This is a genomic window from Cytobacillus dafuensis (genome assembly GCF_007995155.1).
GTDB lineage: Bacteria > Bacillota > Bacilli > Bacillales > Cytobacillaceae > Cytobacillus > Cytobacillus dafuensis.
Map to the genome: position 1 here is coordinate 1,597,364 of NZ_CP042593.1, position 14,175 is coordinate 1,611,538.

The 14,175-nt window shown below is 35.5% G+C and carries 13 protein-coding genes; 9 read left to right on the forward strand and 4 right to left on the reverse strand.

Features of this window, described 5'->3' with window-relative positions; translation table 11 throughout:
- Position 1: 1 nt before the first annotated feature.
- Positions 2–1,060: a YheC/YheD family endospore coat-associated protein gene (locus FSZ17_RS07555; RefSeq protein WP_228460300.1), complete on the reverse strand. Its 1,059-nt coding sequence runs from the start codon at positions 1,058–1,060 to the stop codon at positions 2–4.
- The gene (locus FSZ17_RS07560; RefSeq protein ID WP_228460301.1) at positions 1,057–2,421 is read right to left on the reverse strand and encodes a YheC/YheD family endospore coat-associated protein; all 1,365 of its coding nucleotides are present in this window, start codon (positions 2,419–2,421) and stop codon (positions 1,057–1,059) included. Before FSZ17_RS07560 ends, FSZ17_RS07555 begins: the two co-directional genes overlap by 4 nt.
- Positions 2,422–2,557: 136 nt before the next feature.
- On the opposite strand from FSZ17_RS07560, the gene FSZ17_RS07565 reads away from it, so the two are divergent.
- Positions 2,558–3,706 carry a DUF445 domain-containing protein gene (locus FSZ17_RS07565; RefSeq protein WP_228460302.1) on the forward strand — a complete coding sequence of 383 codons (1,149 nt, stop codon included), beginning with the start codon at positions 2,558–2,560 and terminating at the stop codon, positions 3,704–3,706.
- Positions 3,707–3,800: 94 nt separating this feature from the next.
- Positions 3,801–4,151 (forward strand): YlbF/YmcA family competence regulator, encoded by a 351-nt coding sequence (locus FSZ17_RS07570; RefSeq protein ID WP_057774558.1) that lies wholly within the window; start codon positions 3,801–3,803, stop codon positions 4,149–4,151.
- Positions 4,152–4,235: 84 nt separating this feature from the next.
- Here the strand turns inward: FSZ17_RS07570 and FSZ17_RS07575 are convergent, their stop codons facing one another.
- Positions 4,236–4,436, reverse strand: a complete 201-nt coding sequence (locus tag FSZ17_RS07575; protein WP_057774555.1) for an alpha/beta-type small acid-soluble spore protein — start codon at positions 4,434–4,436, stop codon at positions 4,236–4,238.
- Between the two features lie 250 nt (positions 4,437–4,686).
- Between FSZ17_RS07575 and FSZ17_RS07580 the strand changes: the two genes are divergently transcribed.
- The 4 genes from FSZ17_RS07580 to FSZ17_RS07595 all read left to right on the forward strand — a co-directional run bounded on the left by FSZ17_RS07580 (position 4,687) and on the right by FSZ17_RS07595 (position 10,200).
- Complete coding sequence (locus FSZ17_RS07580) at positions 4,687–5,556, forward strand: Cof-type HAD-IIB family hydrolase (protein WP_057774552.1); 870 nt, start codon at positions 4,687–4,689, stop codon at positions 5,554–5,556.
- 249 nt (positions 5,557–5,805) lie between these two features.
- Positions 5,806–7,302: a coproporphyrinogen III oxidase gene (locus FSZ17_RS07585; RefSeq protein ID WP_057774549.1), complete on the forward strand. Its 1,497-nt coding sequence runs from the start codon at positions 5,806–5,808 to the stop codon at positions 7,300–7,302.
- A 324-nt stretch (positions 7,303–7,626) separates the two neighbouring features.
- Complete coding sequence (locus tag FSZ17_RS07590) at positions 7,627–9,249, forward strand: long-chain fatty acid--CoA ligase (RefSeq protein WP_185150708.1); 1,623 nt, start codon at positions 7,627–7,629, stop codon at positions 9,247–9,249.
- A gap of 159 nt (positions 9,250–9,408) precedes the next feature.
- A complete protein-coding gene (locus FSZ17_RS07595; protein WP_057774543.1) occupies positions 9,409–10,200 on the forward strand; it encodes an enoyl-CoA hydratase in 792 nt (263 codons plus the stop codon).
- A gap of 104 nt (positions 10,201–10,304) precedes the next feature.
- Here FSZ17_RS07595 and FSZ17_RS07600 read toward each other — a convergent pair whose 3' ends face one another.
- A complete protein-coding gene (locus tag FSZ17_RS07600; RefSeq protein WP_057774541.1) occupies positions 10,305–10,490 on the reverse strand; it encodes a YhzD family protein in 186 nt (61 codons plus the stop codon).
- Between the two features lie 172 nt (positions 10,491–10,662).
- Here FSZ17_RS07600 and FSZ17_RS07605 point away from each other — a divergent pair, with 172 nt between their 5' ends.
- The 3 genes from FSZ17_RS07605 to FSZ17_RS07615 all read left to right on the forward strand — a co-directional run bounded on the left by FSZ17_RS07605 (position 10,663) and on the right by FSZ17_RS07615 (position 14,159).
- Positions 10,663–11,562, forward strand: a complete 900-nt coding sequence (locus tag FSZ17_RS07605; protein ID WP_057774538.1) for an ABC transporter ATP-binding protein — start codon at positions 10,663–10,665, stop codon at positions 11,560–11,562.
- Positions 11,555–12,811, forward strand: a complete 1,257-nt coding sequence (locus FSZ17_RS07610) for an ABC transporter permease (RefSeq protein ID WP_057774536.1) — start codon at positions 11,555–11,557, stop codon at positions 12,809–12,811. Before FSZ17_RS07605 ends, FSZ17_RS07610 begins: the two co-directional genes overlap by 8 nt.
- Before the next feature lie 127 nt (positions 12,812–12,938).
- Positions 12,939–14,159 carry a metallophosphoesterase family protein gene (locus FSZ17_RS07615; protein WP_057774533.1) on the forward strand — a complete coding sequence of 407 codons (1,221 nt, stop codon included), beginning with the start codon at positions 12,939–12,941 and terminating at the stop codon, positions 14,157–14,159.
- The last annotated feature ends 16 nt before the right edge of the window (positions 14,160–14,175 follow it).

Sequence of the window (14,175 nt, forward strand, 5' to 3'; positions counted from 1 at the left end):
TTTATTTTACTAATGTTTTCCCATAAAGAAGGGGTGCGGTATATAATTTTTCCTCAAGAAAAGGATTGATTGTTAAAGCCACTTTTCGACCAGGCTTAGAATTAATATCAAGAATCCAAATGGAATGATCTTTACTTACACCCAAATCTATACCTAATTCAAAGAGTGGGGGGAAATTCTGTTCCAGAATAATGGGCATGCTATCAAGTATGTCGCTCATCTCTTGAACTAAATACTCTTTTTCTGAAACAGAAAACGATTCAATCCAAGTTTCAAATGGGGAAATAGTTCCGCCTGCACTTACATTAGAAACTATGCCATCCTGCTTTCCAGTTCGTATCCCTTTTGTAATCACATGCCAATTTCCATATTCATCCTTTTGTAATAAAACCCTAATATCAAAGGGCTGATTGTTTTCATTTGTGAGCTCCTTGTATTCCTGAACAAGATAACTACGATCTTTGATAAGGTAATTAATCCATGCAATTGCTTTATCTTCATAAGGAAAAGTTCGGGTTATTGACTTTTTTTGTTTATCTGTTTTCACAATTATTTCATTATTCTTTTTCTCTAAATAATAAATTCCTCGACCTTGTGAGCCGCTTATCGGTTTGATCATGACTGGCTTATGAGGAATAAGCCGGTGAACGATACTTTCACCTGAAGTTACAAGCTTTGAAGGCAATAAATATGGTGACAATTTCGAATTTGCAAGAGCATTGTATAAATCTAATTTATTCGGCAGTCCATGGCCTAAAAAGAGGAGATCGTTTCTTGTTTTTAACCATTTTACAATCGCTTTACACTGTTTGGAGTGAGTATCTTCCCCGTAAAAACAGCGGTCATAGAGGATTTTTGGTATGGGAAATTCACTTGGCATCCATTCATTTGTAAGTGGGTTAAATTTGTCACCGTGCACCTTTTCTGAATTTGGAATAATATTAGAGGGGATAAACCGGAAGCATTCAATATCGAGTAGGTGTGCACGTTTTGCAATTTCCATGAAATATGTTTTTTCATTATTTGTGTGTAAGGTTAACAGTCCGAATGAAAGCATCATTCATACCTCCTTGAGAATGATAAGAATGTCATGTATTCAATTAGTGCCTTGGCTGATGGGCGAACCTTTTTGTCATAGACATCCAAGTTCTTTGAAGGTTTTACATTCGCTTCAATAATCCATAGCATTCCATTTTCGTCAACACCGATATCAATTCCAAGTTCACCAATTATACCATCTGTATTTTGGCTTATAATGGAAGATACTTCGATAGCAAGCTCCTTTATTAGGGCAAGCTGCTGGATAGCTGTTTTTCTATTTGATAATTGTGAAAGGATTTGTAATGGCCTCATTACTTCTCCGCCCCTTGCGATATTTGAAACAAATTGCTCATCGGCGGAAATTCTCGCTACAGAAGAAGTTGCTTCCCATGCATTTTGATAATTCCGATGGCAAAGGATACGAAAATCAAGCTGTTTATTTTTATATTTCATTAGATTAATACCTTGCTGTGCAAGATATGATCTCTTCTTAAGGAATGGCTTTATCCACTTAAATAGTTGATCAAAGTCTAGGAACAAGGAATTTTTATCAAGCCCCTTACCTGTGGATATTTCTGAAATGAAATGGTTATTTTCTTTTGATATTTTTATGATATTTCTGCCTTGGCTCCCATGGATCGGTTTAATGAATAAAGAATCATATTTACTAATCATGTTTTCTAACGTGTCTTTTGTGACAGAAACAGTTTCTGGAAGATAAGGCTGCATATATTCCTCAGAATTTAATAATTCGTAAACTTTTTCTTTCGATAAAAATTGATCATTAAATAATGGAATATTATGAGCAATTGTACTTTCCTTGAATTTTTGAAAAATAGGACTCGCTTCAATTTTGCGAGAGTGTATTCGATTATAGATGACATCTGGAAGGGGTACAGTAGATTTCTGCCATATTTCATTTTGAATATAATAACCGCTGATTTTCCCTTCAGTATAATCTTGTAGTTGAAATACAAAGAAAAAGCCGCCTATTTCTGATACTTGATTGTCCATTTCTTTGCAAAAGTCCTGAATGGAAGGAAAATAGGGTTCCTCTTCAGTTGAATCGCTGATCTCCGTTAATAATCCAATAATTGGTCCAAGGAACAAAGAGTTTACTTTATTTGAATAGCTTGCGATTAGCTGTCTTTCTTGTAGAGGTATCAAAAACTCATAAAATAAATTTTCATCCAGATGAATTTCGTCTTTCGTAATGGCTGCTCCCTCAACTGTTACTTCGACTCGATTGCCTCCAACAGCAATAATTAATGATTTTGTCGTATTTATTTTCCAATAATTAATTAAAGAGTGGCTAATTTTCAAAGAATTTTGAAACGTTTTAATCGGAACAATCGTAATAGGTAATAATGATAAAGTCATGATCATTCCTCTTTTACATAAGAATTGGTTAGAGTATAGGAAAGTAAGACATTATTAATGAAAAAATAGGCAAAAGCTGATAAAGTATCGTATGTAAAAAAAGTTAAAATGGTGCGCAAGTCCAGATGGAAGGCAGATGTTTAATCGAATGCAAATCATGCTTACTATAATATTAATGGTCATTATTGGAGCCATTATCGGTGGAGTTACAAATGCCCTTGCGATAAAAATGCTTTTTAGGCCATATAAAGCTTTATATGTAGGAAAATGGAGGGTCCCATTTACCCCGGGCTTAATTCCGAAGCGAAGAGATGAATTGGCTGAACAAATGGGAAAAATGGTTGTAAATCATCTACTGACTCCAGAAAGTATTCAAAGGAAATTTTTAAATGAAGGTTTTCAAAAGGAGTTTACCGGTGTTGTTCAGAATGAAATGGAGAATTTCTTAAAAACAACTATATCTCCAGCTGAATTGTTAGAAAAATTTGGTGTTTCGGATGTACAAGGCAAAATAGAAAAACGGTTGAATGAAGCAATTGAACAAAAGTATGAAAATTTAATGGAGAAATACCGAGAGCAGCCATTGAAACAGATTATTCCTGAAAATCTCAGGGATAAAGTGAATGAGAAAATTCCTAGTATTAGCAATTTTATTCTACAAAAGGGAATTGATTATTTTTCAAGCTATGAAGGGAACTTAAGAATTCAAAGAATGGCAGATGATTTCCTAAAGGAAAGAAGCGGAGTTCTCGGGAGCATGTTGCAAATGTTTATGGGTAACATAAATATTGCTGACAAAATTCAACCAGAAATTATTAAATTCCTAAGAAATGAAGGAACTGCTGACATTATCACCACTTTATTGAAAAACGAGTGGGAGAAGGTGTTAGAATGGAAAGCTGTAAAGATAGAAGAACAATTTAAGAAAGAGAATGTCCTCTCATTTATCAAAAACAGCGTAAATAAAGTAATTAAGTTAGATCACTATTTCCAAGCGCCTATTTCGAATCTTACCGATCCTTACCGCACAGAAATCATTGAGACGCTTGCCCCAAGTACTGTTAAGCTTCTCTCTGATTGGCTTTCAAATCGGGTAGATGAGCTAATGAAACGACTTCGTTTACAGGAAATTGTCCGAGATCAGGTAGAAACCTTTTCAGTTGAACGACTAGAGGAAATGGTTCTCTCCATTACCAAAAGCGAATTAAAGATGATTACGTATTTAGGAGCTTTACTAGGAGGAATAATCGGACTTTTCCAAGGACTCATAGCCCTATTCATATAAAGGCGCTTGCGCTTTTCGTATTCACGTCTCGCTTTTAATAGCATAATTTGTTAAAGTGAAGTGAATTGCCCAAATAGAAAAAGGAGTGGAAATTATGGCAGTAAACTTATATGATTCAGCTTATGAATTAGAAAAAACTGTTAGACAAAGTAATGAATATAAATTTTTAAAGCAAACATATAATGAATTAAATGCAGATCCAGCTGCTAAAGCAATGTTTGATAACTTTCGTAATATACAAATGCACCTTCAGCAGAAGCAAATGATGGGTCAGGACATTACTCAGGAAGAAGTGGAGCAGGCTCAAAGAACAGTTGCACTTGCTCAGCAAAATGCAAAAATTGCTCAGCTTATGGAAGCTGAACAGCGGATGAGCATGATGATAGCGGAAATGAATAAAATTATTATGAAGCCTCTTGAAGAGCTATACGGTCCATTAGGTTAATGATTATAAAATAATTGATGATAAAAACCGCTCTATATTTATATAGGAGCGGTTTTTGTAATTATTATAGCATTAAATTTGGTTTTAAAATCTGCCTCCGAGCTGCTGCTCAGCCATTTGAACAAGACGCTTCGTAATTTCTCCACCAACAGAACCATTTGCTCTTGAAGATGTTTCTGGGCCAAGGTTTACACCGAATTCTGATGCAATTTCGTACTTCATTTGCTCAATTGCCTGAGAAACTCCTGGTACTACTAGCTGATTTGAATTATTGCTTCTTGCCATGTAAATCATCTCCTTTGGTGTAATTAAATGTTACAATACTAGTTTTTTGTGGAATATTAATATTTATACAATGATTTTATTGGTAATTATTTCACATTTGTGAAAACTTCAATGAATAGACTTCAGTGTACTGAGGGCTTTTACCTGCTTAAATAAAAATCGTACATTGTCCTACGATTGTTCTATTCCTTTTTATATTTTCATAAATGTGTAATAGAACATTTTTACACCACGAATAGGGGGCATTACGATGATATACAGACTGTTAGCTATAAATATTGATGGTACTCTTCTTCAATCGAATGGAAGACTTCATAAATCTACAAAAGATGCAATCGAATATGTACAGCAAAAGGGAATCTATGTAACATTAGTCACCTCAAGAAGCTTTCCTTCAGCGAAAAAAGTAGCAAAGGCGCTTAAATTAAACTCATTGATTATTGCTCATAGTGGAGCATATATTGCCAGTTCGCGAGATAAGCCAATCTTTGTGAAGCGGATAGCAGAGGACGTTACTTATGAAATCGTCCGTCTGCTTGAAGGTTTTTCCTGCCAAATCAGATTAGTGCATGAGAAGTATTCACTTGCAAATAAATCAAAGCTAAATCACAATTTATTAGCTAAAACAGTTTTTTCATCAGGTGATCCTATTTTTTATTCCCAGCAATTTGTTGATTCTTTAAGCGATACGATTCTCGATGAGCCAGTCACCCCTCCAATGATTGAAGTTTATTTTGAGGAAGAAACTGATTTACAAGATGCAAAGGCAGCCATAAAAGGGATGTTTAGTGAAATCGATATTTTTCAATTGAATAATCTTCGTTTTGATATTATGCCTGCAGGAGTTTCTAAACTTAATGGATTGTTATATTTGGGAGACCATTTAAATATTTCACGCAGTGAAATGGTCGTAATTGGAGATGGAATCGATGATCTCGACATGATTAAAGAAGCAGGGCTTGGTGTAGCGATGGGGAATGCACCAGTAGAATTGAAGAAAGCGGCTGATTGGATTACTCGTCCGAATAACCAGCACGGAGTTACTTATATGGTCAAGGAGCATTTTCGAAAACAACAGCCAATCGAATTTTTACGTAAAATGAATATATTGAAAAAGTAGAATTGAAAATAGCCTTCTTTATGCTTGAGGATTTTTTTATCCTCAAGTTTTACTTTGTTTACTAAATTATTAAATCCTTCTTTTAATTATTGCCTTTAGTATTATCATTGACCTTAATTAGTCATTTTTTGTACACTGATATAAGTTCATAAAGAGCTTATTTAATTATCTTCAAGAAATGAAGACGAAAATATTCCATCTTTTTTTGATGAATTTTAATTACAAGATAATGAACAAAAGGTGATTATTATGGAAATTTCGATTTATGGTATACAGGATGAACGATTTCATCGCCCGCTTCAATTAATTGCAAATTTATTTTTTGAGGAATGTCATGTATTTCTGGATTCTCAGAATAATGCAGACTTAAAGATTCAATTTAAGATAGAAATTGGAGATTCAATTCAAGTTCATGCAACCCTTACAGATCGAGAGAATAATGAGAAAGCAGCATTCTATGAAACTTTAGTTCCTTCTTTTGAGTCAGAGAAAGAGCATTTTAAGCTTATAAAAACTACAGTTTCGCATGTATATTTGAAAGTACTTCAAGATTGGATAGGTGTCATTCAAAAATGGGGAATTCTTACTGGTATACGGCCAACTAAACTTCTCCATCGCCATATGCAATTGAAAACCCCTCAATCTTCTGCGCATCAACAATTAAGACAGGATTATTTAATCACTGATGAAAAAATCCAGCTTATGCAGCAGATTGTTGATCGACAGTTAGTTGTCGTTCCTGATCTTTACGAGCTTCAAAATGAGGTAAGCATTTATATCGGAATCCCATTTTGCCCGACGAAGTGTGCTTATTGCACATTCCCAGCTTATGCTATTAATGGCAGACAAGGCTCTGTAAACTCTTTTCTTGGTGGTCTTCATTTTGAAATGAGAAAAGTTGGACAATGGCTTAAAGAGAACAAGATAAAAATTACAACCGTATATTATGGTGGCGGTACACCAACAAGTATTACTGCAGAAGAAATGGACATGCTTTACGAGGAAATGTATGCTTCTTTTCCTGAAGTTGAAAAAATCCGTGAAATAACTGTAGAAGCTGGAAGACCGGACACGATTTCACCTCAAAAACTAGAAGTATTGAAAAAATGGCATATAGACCGCATCAGCATCAATCCTCAGTCATATATCCAGGAAACGTTAAAAGCGATTGGAAGGCATCATACTGTTGAAGAAACGATTGAAAAGTTTTATTTAGCACGAGATATGGAAATGAACAATATCAATATGGACTTAATTATTGGACTGCCTGGAGAAGGTACAGAAGAATTTGCTTATACACTTAGTGAAACCGAAAAGCTGATGCCTGAATCACTCACTGTCCATACACTTTCTTTCAAACGTGCATCTGAGATGACGAAAAATAAGGAAAAATATAAGGTAGCAGATCGAAGCGAAGTTGAAAAAATGATGGAAATGGCAGAGAGCTGGACGAAAAAGCATCAATATGCACCCTATTATCTATACAGACAAAAGAATATTCTTGGCAATCTAGAGAATGTTGGATACTCACTTCCTAACCAAGAGAGCATCTATAATATTATGATTATGGAAGAACAGCAAACGATCATTGGCCTAGGCTGTGGGGCAGCTAGTAAATTTGTCCATCCACTAACAAGAAAAATTACTCATTTTGCCAATCCAAAAGATCCGAAATCTTATAATGATAGCTATGAAAAATATACAGAAGAAAAGTTAAAAATACTAAATGAATTATTTAATAAATAGTTTTCCTAGTCATGGACAAAACTTGAAAAATAAGACTTCCTTACCACATTGGTAGGGATTTTTTATTTTTTGGCTAATAGGAAAATTTAAGTGAATTAGCGTACTAAAGTAAAGTGCGTGTTCAATTAAATATCTGCTAATAAGATCGCATAAGAAAAACTAAGGCATTCGCCAAAAAGGACTTGGCGAATGCCTTAGTTTTTCTGAAAAATTGAAACAAAAATAAAGGTTTTTTTCAAAATAAATAGAATGATTCAGGTACAAAAGATCATAAACTTCATTGAATGAAATGTAATCGCTTTTATTAAGGGAGGAATCAGTATGATGATGCAAACACCTTTGACAATGACGCAAATGATCAAGAGGGCAGAAAGATTTTTTCCAAAGAAAAAGGTTGTATCAAGAACTGCAAGCGGGATACAGAGATTTACATACAAGCAGATAGCGGAACGGACTAGAAAGCTAGCTGAAAGTCTTCAAAAGCTAGGAGTAGAAAGAGGAGATAAGGTCGGTACACTTGCATGGAATCATCATCGCCACTTAGAAGCTTACTTTGCGATTCCATGCAGTGGTGCTGTTCTTCACACGATTAACATTCGGCTTTCACCACAGCATATTGTTTTCATTATTAATCATGCTGAGGATAAAGTGCTTTTAATAGATCCAGATCTTGTTCCTTTAATTGAGGCTTGTAAGGACAAGTTGCCGACTGTTAAGGCATTCATTATTATGACGGATGAGCCAGAGCTTCCTGAAACGACACTCTCACCCGTTTATCACTATGAAAAATTGCTAGAAGAAGCTAGTGGAGAATATGAGTATCCAGATGATCTTGATGAAAATGAGCCAGCTGGAATGTGTTATACTTCTGCAACAACAGGGAATCCGAAAGGTGTTATTTATTCACATCGAGGCATTGTTCTTCACAGCATGGCGTTAGGTATGGCAGATACTGCAGGTGTCAGTGAAAAGGATATTGCTATGCCGGTTGTTCCAATGTTTCATGTGAATGCATGGGGATTGCCGTTTGCGTCTGTTTGGTTTGGTACGAACTTGGTTATGCCTGGTCCATATTTCACACCAAAGCTTTTAGCTGAGCTAATTCAGGAAGAAAAGGTAACGATTACAGCAGGAGTTCCAACTATTTGGTTAGGACTTTTAAAGGAGCTGGATGAACATAACTATGATATGAGTTCCTTACGAGGAGTTCTTTGTGGTGGTTCAGCCGCACCGAAAGGCATGATTAAAGCATTTGAACAAAAACATAATATTCCTTTCATGCATGCGTATGGAATGACTGAAACAAGCCCAATTGTAGTCATTTCAACTTTGAAAAGCTATCAGGAGGAGCTTTCCTATGAAGAACGCCTTGATATAAGAGCGAAGCAAGGCATTCTCGTACCTGGTCTAGAAATGAAAATTGTCGGCAAGGACGGAGAAGTAGAATGGAATGGGAAAGAGATGGGAGAGTTCGCAATCCGTGGTCCATGGATTGCTTCTGAATACTATAAAGATGCTAGAACCGAAGAAGCCTTCCGGGATGGATGGCTATTTACAGGGGATGTTGTCACAGTCGATGAAGAAGGTTTCATGAAAATTGTGGATCGAACAAAGGATTTGATTAAGAGCGGAGGAGAATGGATTTCCTCTGTAGACATTGAAAATGCGTTAATGGCGCATGAAGCAGTATTTGAAGCAGCGGTTGTTGCCGTACCGCACGAGGAATGGCAAGAGCGTCCTGTTGCGTGTATTGTATTAAAGGATGCTTATAAAGGAAAAATTGAAAAACAGGAGCTTTACGAATTCCTGAAACCTCAGTTTGCTAAATGGTGGCTTCCTGATGAAATATTATTTCTCGAAGAAATCCCGAAAACCTCAGTTGGGAAGTTTTTGAAAATGGCATTAAGAGATCAAGTTCAGAAGGATCTAGAAGAAGCAAAAAAATAAAGGAAGAAGACAGCCGAAAGAAAAATTCCGGCTGTTTTCCATTTTTGTCATTCAAATCGAGAAAAAACATAACGAATATTTTGAATTTTTATTTAAAAAGGTTTTTAAATATAATATTTTTTATTATAATGAGGTTAGAATATAAAGGGAGGGAATATTTTGACTATTAAATTTGAAACAGATACAGTCCATTTACATGTCAATGGACGAGTTGCCACTGTAGAATTGAATAGGCCAGATTCATTAAATGCGCTAAATATCGAAATGCTTAAGGGATTGGCCGCTATCTTAAAGGAGATTAGTCTTTTAGATGAAGTAGATATTGTTGTTTTATCTGGGAAGGGGCGGGCATTCTGTTCTGGCGGAGATATAAAGACAATGCTTGCTGAAGCAGATGAAAGTGTGTTCCCAGCTGTCATGGAGAGTATTAGTGAAGTCGTTACAGCCCTTTACGATATGCCGAAATTAACGCTTAGTGCTATTACAGGTGCAGCAGCAGGTCTGGGACTTAGTATTGCTTTAGCAACTGATTACATAATAGCAGATAAAGCTAGTAAATTTGCCATGAATTTTATTGGGATAGGATTAATTCCTGATGGTGGTGGTCATTTCTTTTTGGAAAAGCGACTTGGCGAAGATAAGGCAAAGCATTTGATTTGGGAAGGAAAGCCTTTAACAGCAGATGAAGCATATCATTTAGGGTTAGTCCAAATGATTGTAGACGGACAATTAACAGAAGCCATAGAGGGATTACTGCAAAAACTGCTTAACAGCCCTATAAAGGCTATGATAGAAACGAAAAAAATATATGCTGAAAAAAATATGCCTCAATTGCTTAAAGTATTAGAGCTTGAAAAAGATGGCCAATCTAAAATGAGACAAACAAAAGACCACCAAGAAGGCATACAAGCATTTATAGAAAAAAGAAGACCTGTATATAAAGGTCATTAATCTTTCCGGTGAAGTTAAAAAAACAGGGAGTTCCGAATTGGATTTCCCTGTTTTCTAAAAACGAAAGCATGACTTTAATTTATTTGATGGCCCCTAGCTCTTTTCTATGAATGAAATAATATTAGCTTTCCTGCAGGTGATGTGCACCGAAATGTCTTTTCATCAAAACCTTTTTCTTTTAACATTTTTTCTCCCATTCCTTTTGCCTCATGATCATCTGCAGCTTGAAAAGATTCATTTAGAAGCTTTTCACCATTCTTTTCAAAAACCGTTAATTTGTATGTTTTCATATCTTTATCCCTCCATGTTAAAAAATCAGATTATTACTATTATTCTTACATAACTTCTGTCATTGTGCAAAGCATTATTGTTTTGGAAAAAAAAGAAAAAAATAGATTAATTTTGAACCTTTTTAACTAGTTATTCGTAAAAACATATGGAGAGTAAAGGAGGAGTTAAAGAATGGGATTACAGCTTGAGCATGTAACGAAGCGCTTTGGAAAGTTTACAGCTGTGGATGATCTTTCTATTTCCATCCCAGAAAAGGAAATGTTCGGTTTCCTTGGTGCAAATGGTGCTGGAAAGACAACAACCTTTCGGATGATTCTTGGGTTGATTGATGCCAGTGAAGGAAAAATCACCTGGGATGGAAATTCGATTGATTATTCAACTAGCCCACTGATCGGATATTTACCTGAAGAAAGAGGCTTATATCCAAAGCTGAAAGTAAAGGATCAAATAGTATATTTGGCTAGATTAAGAGGAATGCAAAAACAAGATGTAATAAAAGAACTGGATTATTGGCTAAACCGCTTTAAAGTACCTGAATACGCAGAGAAAAAGGTGGAAGAGCTATCGAAAGGGAATCAGCAAAAAATTCAATTTATTGCAGCCGTCATTCATAAACCGAAATTGTTAATACTTGATGAACCCTTCAGCGGTTTAGATCCAGTTAATGTCGAGCAGTTGAAAGATGCTGTTTTGGAATTGAAGGATAAAGGCACCACGATTGTATTTTCATCTCATAGGATGGAGCATGTGGAAGAAATGTGTGAGCATCTATGCATTATGCATAAAGGAAAGCCTGTTGTAAAAGGGACTTTAAAAGAAATTAAGCGTGCCTTTGGGAAAAAGAATTTAGTTATCCATGCCGATTTTGATCTGGAATTTCTTAAAAGCCACCCTGGTGTCACAAAGGTACGGCAAACAACAGAAGGGATTCATTTACAAATTTCGGGTGAAGAAATAGCAGAGAGTGTATTAAAAGAGATTGTAGGAAAAGGGTTTATTCGAAAATTTGTCCTCGAAGAGCCTTCATTAAATGATATCTTTATTGAAAAGGTAGGTGCTTCTTATGAGTAATTTTTGGATTATTCTATGGCATACTTATCTCTCAAAGCTTAAATCGAAATCATTCATTATTACAACATTAATTACCGTACTGCTCGTTGCTGGATTGACAAATATGTCAAGAATAATGGACCTTTTTAATAAAGGTGATGAAAATGAAGAAAAGATAGCTGTTATTGATGAATCTGGTGAGCTGATAAATCCTTTAATGGAGCAGTTGAAGCTGAATGACAGCAGCATCCTTATTGAGCAGTTTAAAGGGACAGTAGAAGAAGCTGAGAAAGCTGTAATAGAAAATGAATATGATGGACTGCTAATTCTATCATTCAACGATGAGAAGCTGCCTGAAGCAGCATATAAGGCTAGAAGCATTGCAGATACTACACTTCCATCTGAGCTTCAGCAATATTTGCAGCAAATGAAGACCCAACTGGCCGCTTCACATATTAATTTAACACAGAATCAATTAACCAAACTCTATGAGCCAATTTCTTTTAGTAAAACGGCACTTGAGGAAAATGCAAAAACCGAAGAGGAATTGAACCAAGCGAGAGGGCTTGTCTATGTTCTTTTATTCATCATCTATTTTGCCGTTCTCATGTATGCAAATATGATTGCAATGGAAGTAGCAACTGAAAAATCGTCAAGAGTTATGGAAATTCTTATTTCAAGTGTTTCCCCTGTTAAGCAAATGTTTGCCAAAATTATCGGCATAGCATTGCTAAGCCTAACACAAATGGTAGTTCTTTTTGTCGTCGGCTTCTATTTCGTCAAAAAGAATTTAGAATCGATGCAAGGTGGCTTTTTTGAATTTTTCGGATTTAATGATATTCCAATTTCGACAATCATATATGCTCTAGTCTTCCTCTTGCTCGGCTATTTCTTATATGCAACCTTAGCAGCGTTTCTTGGTTCACTCGTTAGCCGTATTGAAGATGTACAGCAAATGATTATGCCAATGACAATGCTAGTAGTTGCTGGCTTTATGATTGCTATGTTTGGCCTTGGTCAGCCAGATACATCCTTTATTACGATTGCATCTTATATTCCTTTCTTTACACCTATGCTGATGTTTATGCGTGTTGGGATGCTAACTCTGCCAGTTTGGGAGCCAATGATTGGAATTGCCATTCTGATTATTACCATAATCATTCTTGCTATTTTTGGTGCCAAGGTATATAAAGGCGGAGTACTAATGTACGGAAAATCGAATTCCTTTAAAGATATTAAAAAGGCTATACAGCTGACGAAAAATGAATAAAGCCGTAAAAAGTTCTGCATGTATTTGCAGAACTTTTTATTATGAAAGAAATTTTAATTATATAAGAACGTGCATTCGTATGTGAAATCGGCTAAAATGGAAAAAAAGAGATCGAGAGGATTCATATATGAAAAAGGTGACATTTATCCATGCAGCAGATTTGCACTTGGACAGCCCAATGGTAGGATTGAACCATTTGCCCAAGAGCCTTTTTAAAAAGCTTCAAGAAAGTACATTTGAAGCATTGACTAAAATTGTTGATTCAGCCCTTATTCATCAGGTGGATTTCGTTATTTTTGCAGGGGATTTATTCGATGGTGAGGATCGAAGTATTCGTGCCCAAATACGATTCCGTAAAGAAATGGAGAGACTAGCTGAGAAAAATATTTCAGTTTATGTGATCCATGGAAACCATGATCATATGGAAGGAAACTGGACACAAATATCAATGCCGGATAATGTTCATATTTTCTCACACGAGGTAGAGGTTATGAGATTTTCAAAAAATGAGGGAGTCTCTGTCCATTTATATGGATTTAGCTATCCAAAAAGGCATGTGTATAATCAGATGATTAACTATTATTCAAAAAAGCAAGGAGCAGATTTTCATATTGGCATTCTCCATGGAAATTTAGAAGGAAGCAGTGACCATGATAAATATGCACCTTTCTCACTAAATGATTTGTATGAAAAAGACTTTGATTACTGGGCACTTGGTCATATACATAAACGAAATATTTTAAATGTGAAGCCTCCGGTTGTTTATCCCGGCAATATTCAAGGACGGAATAGGAAGGAAACGGGTTCAAAAGGGTGTTATTTAATTCATTTATCGGAATTAGAAGCAGATTTTGAATTTATCGAGACATCCTCTGTTATTTGGGGGGAAAAGACAATCGAAGCTTCTAGTGCGGCATCATTTCAGGACATATATCTTCTTTGCAAAAATTTAATCGAAGAGAACCGTAAAGACAATAAGGGAATCATTCTGTCTTTATTTATTGATAATATTTATCTCCTTCCTCAAGAAATGAAGAGCATTTTGAATGGTGAGCTACTAGAAACCTTGCAGGAGGAAGAAAAGGACGAAGAAGAGTTTGTATGGGTTTCTAAAATATCCATTACCGAAAAAATAAATTGGAATCGTGATCAGTTAGCAAAAGAATCTGATTTCTTTCATGAGCTTTTTACCAACACAGATCAGTATGATATGCTCGATGGCTATATTTCAGCACTGTATAATCATCCCGTAGCCAAAAAGTATTTGGATCCATTTTCAGCAGAAGAAACAATAGAACTAGCTAAAGAGGCTGAGACCCTATTAGTAAATCTTTTGTTTAAACAATAGAAGATGCAACATGAAA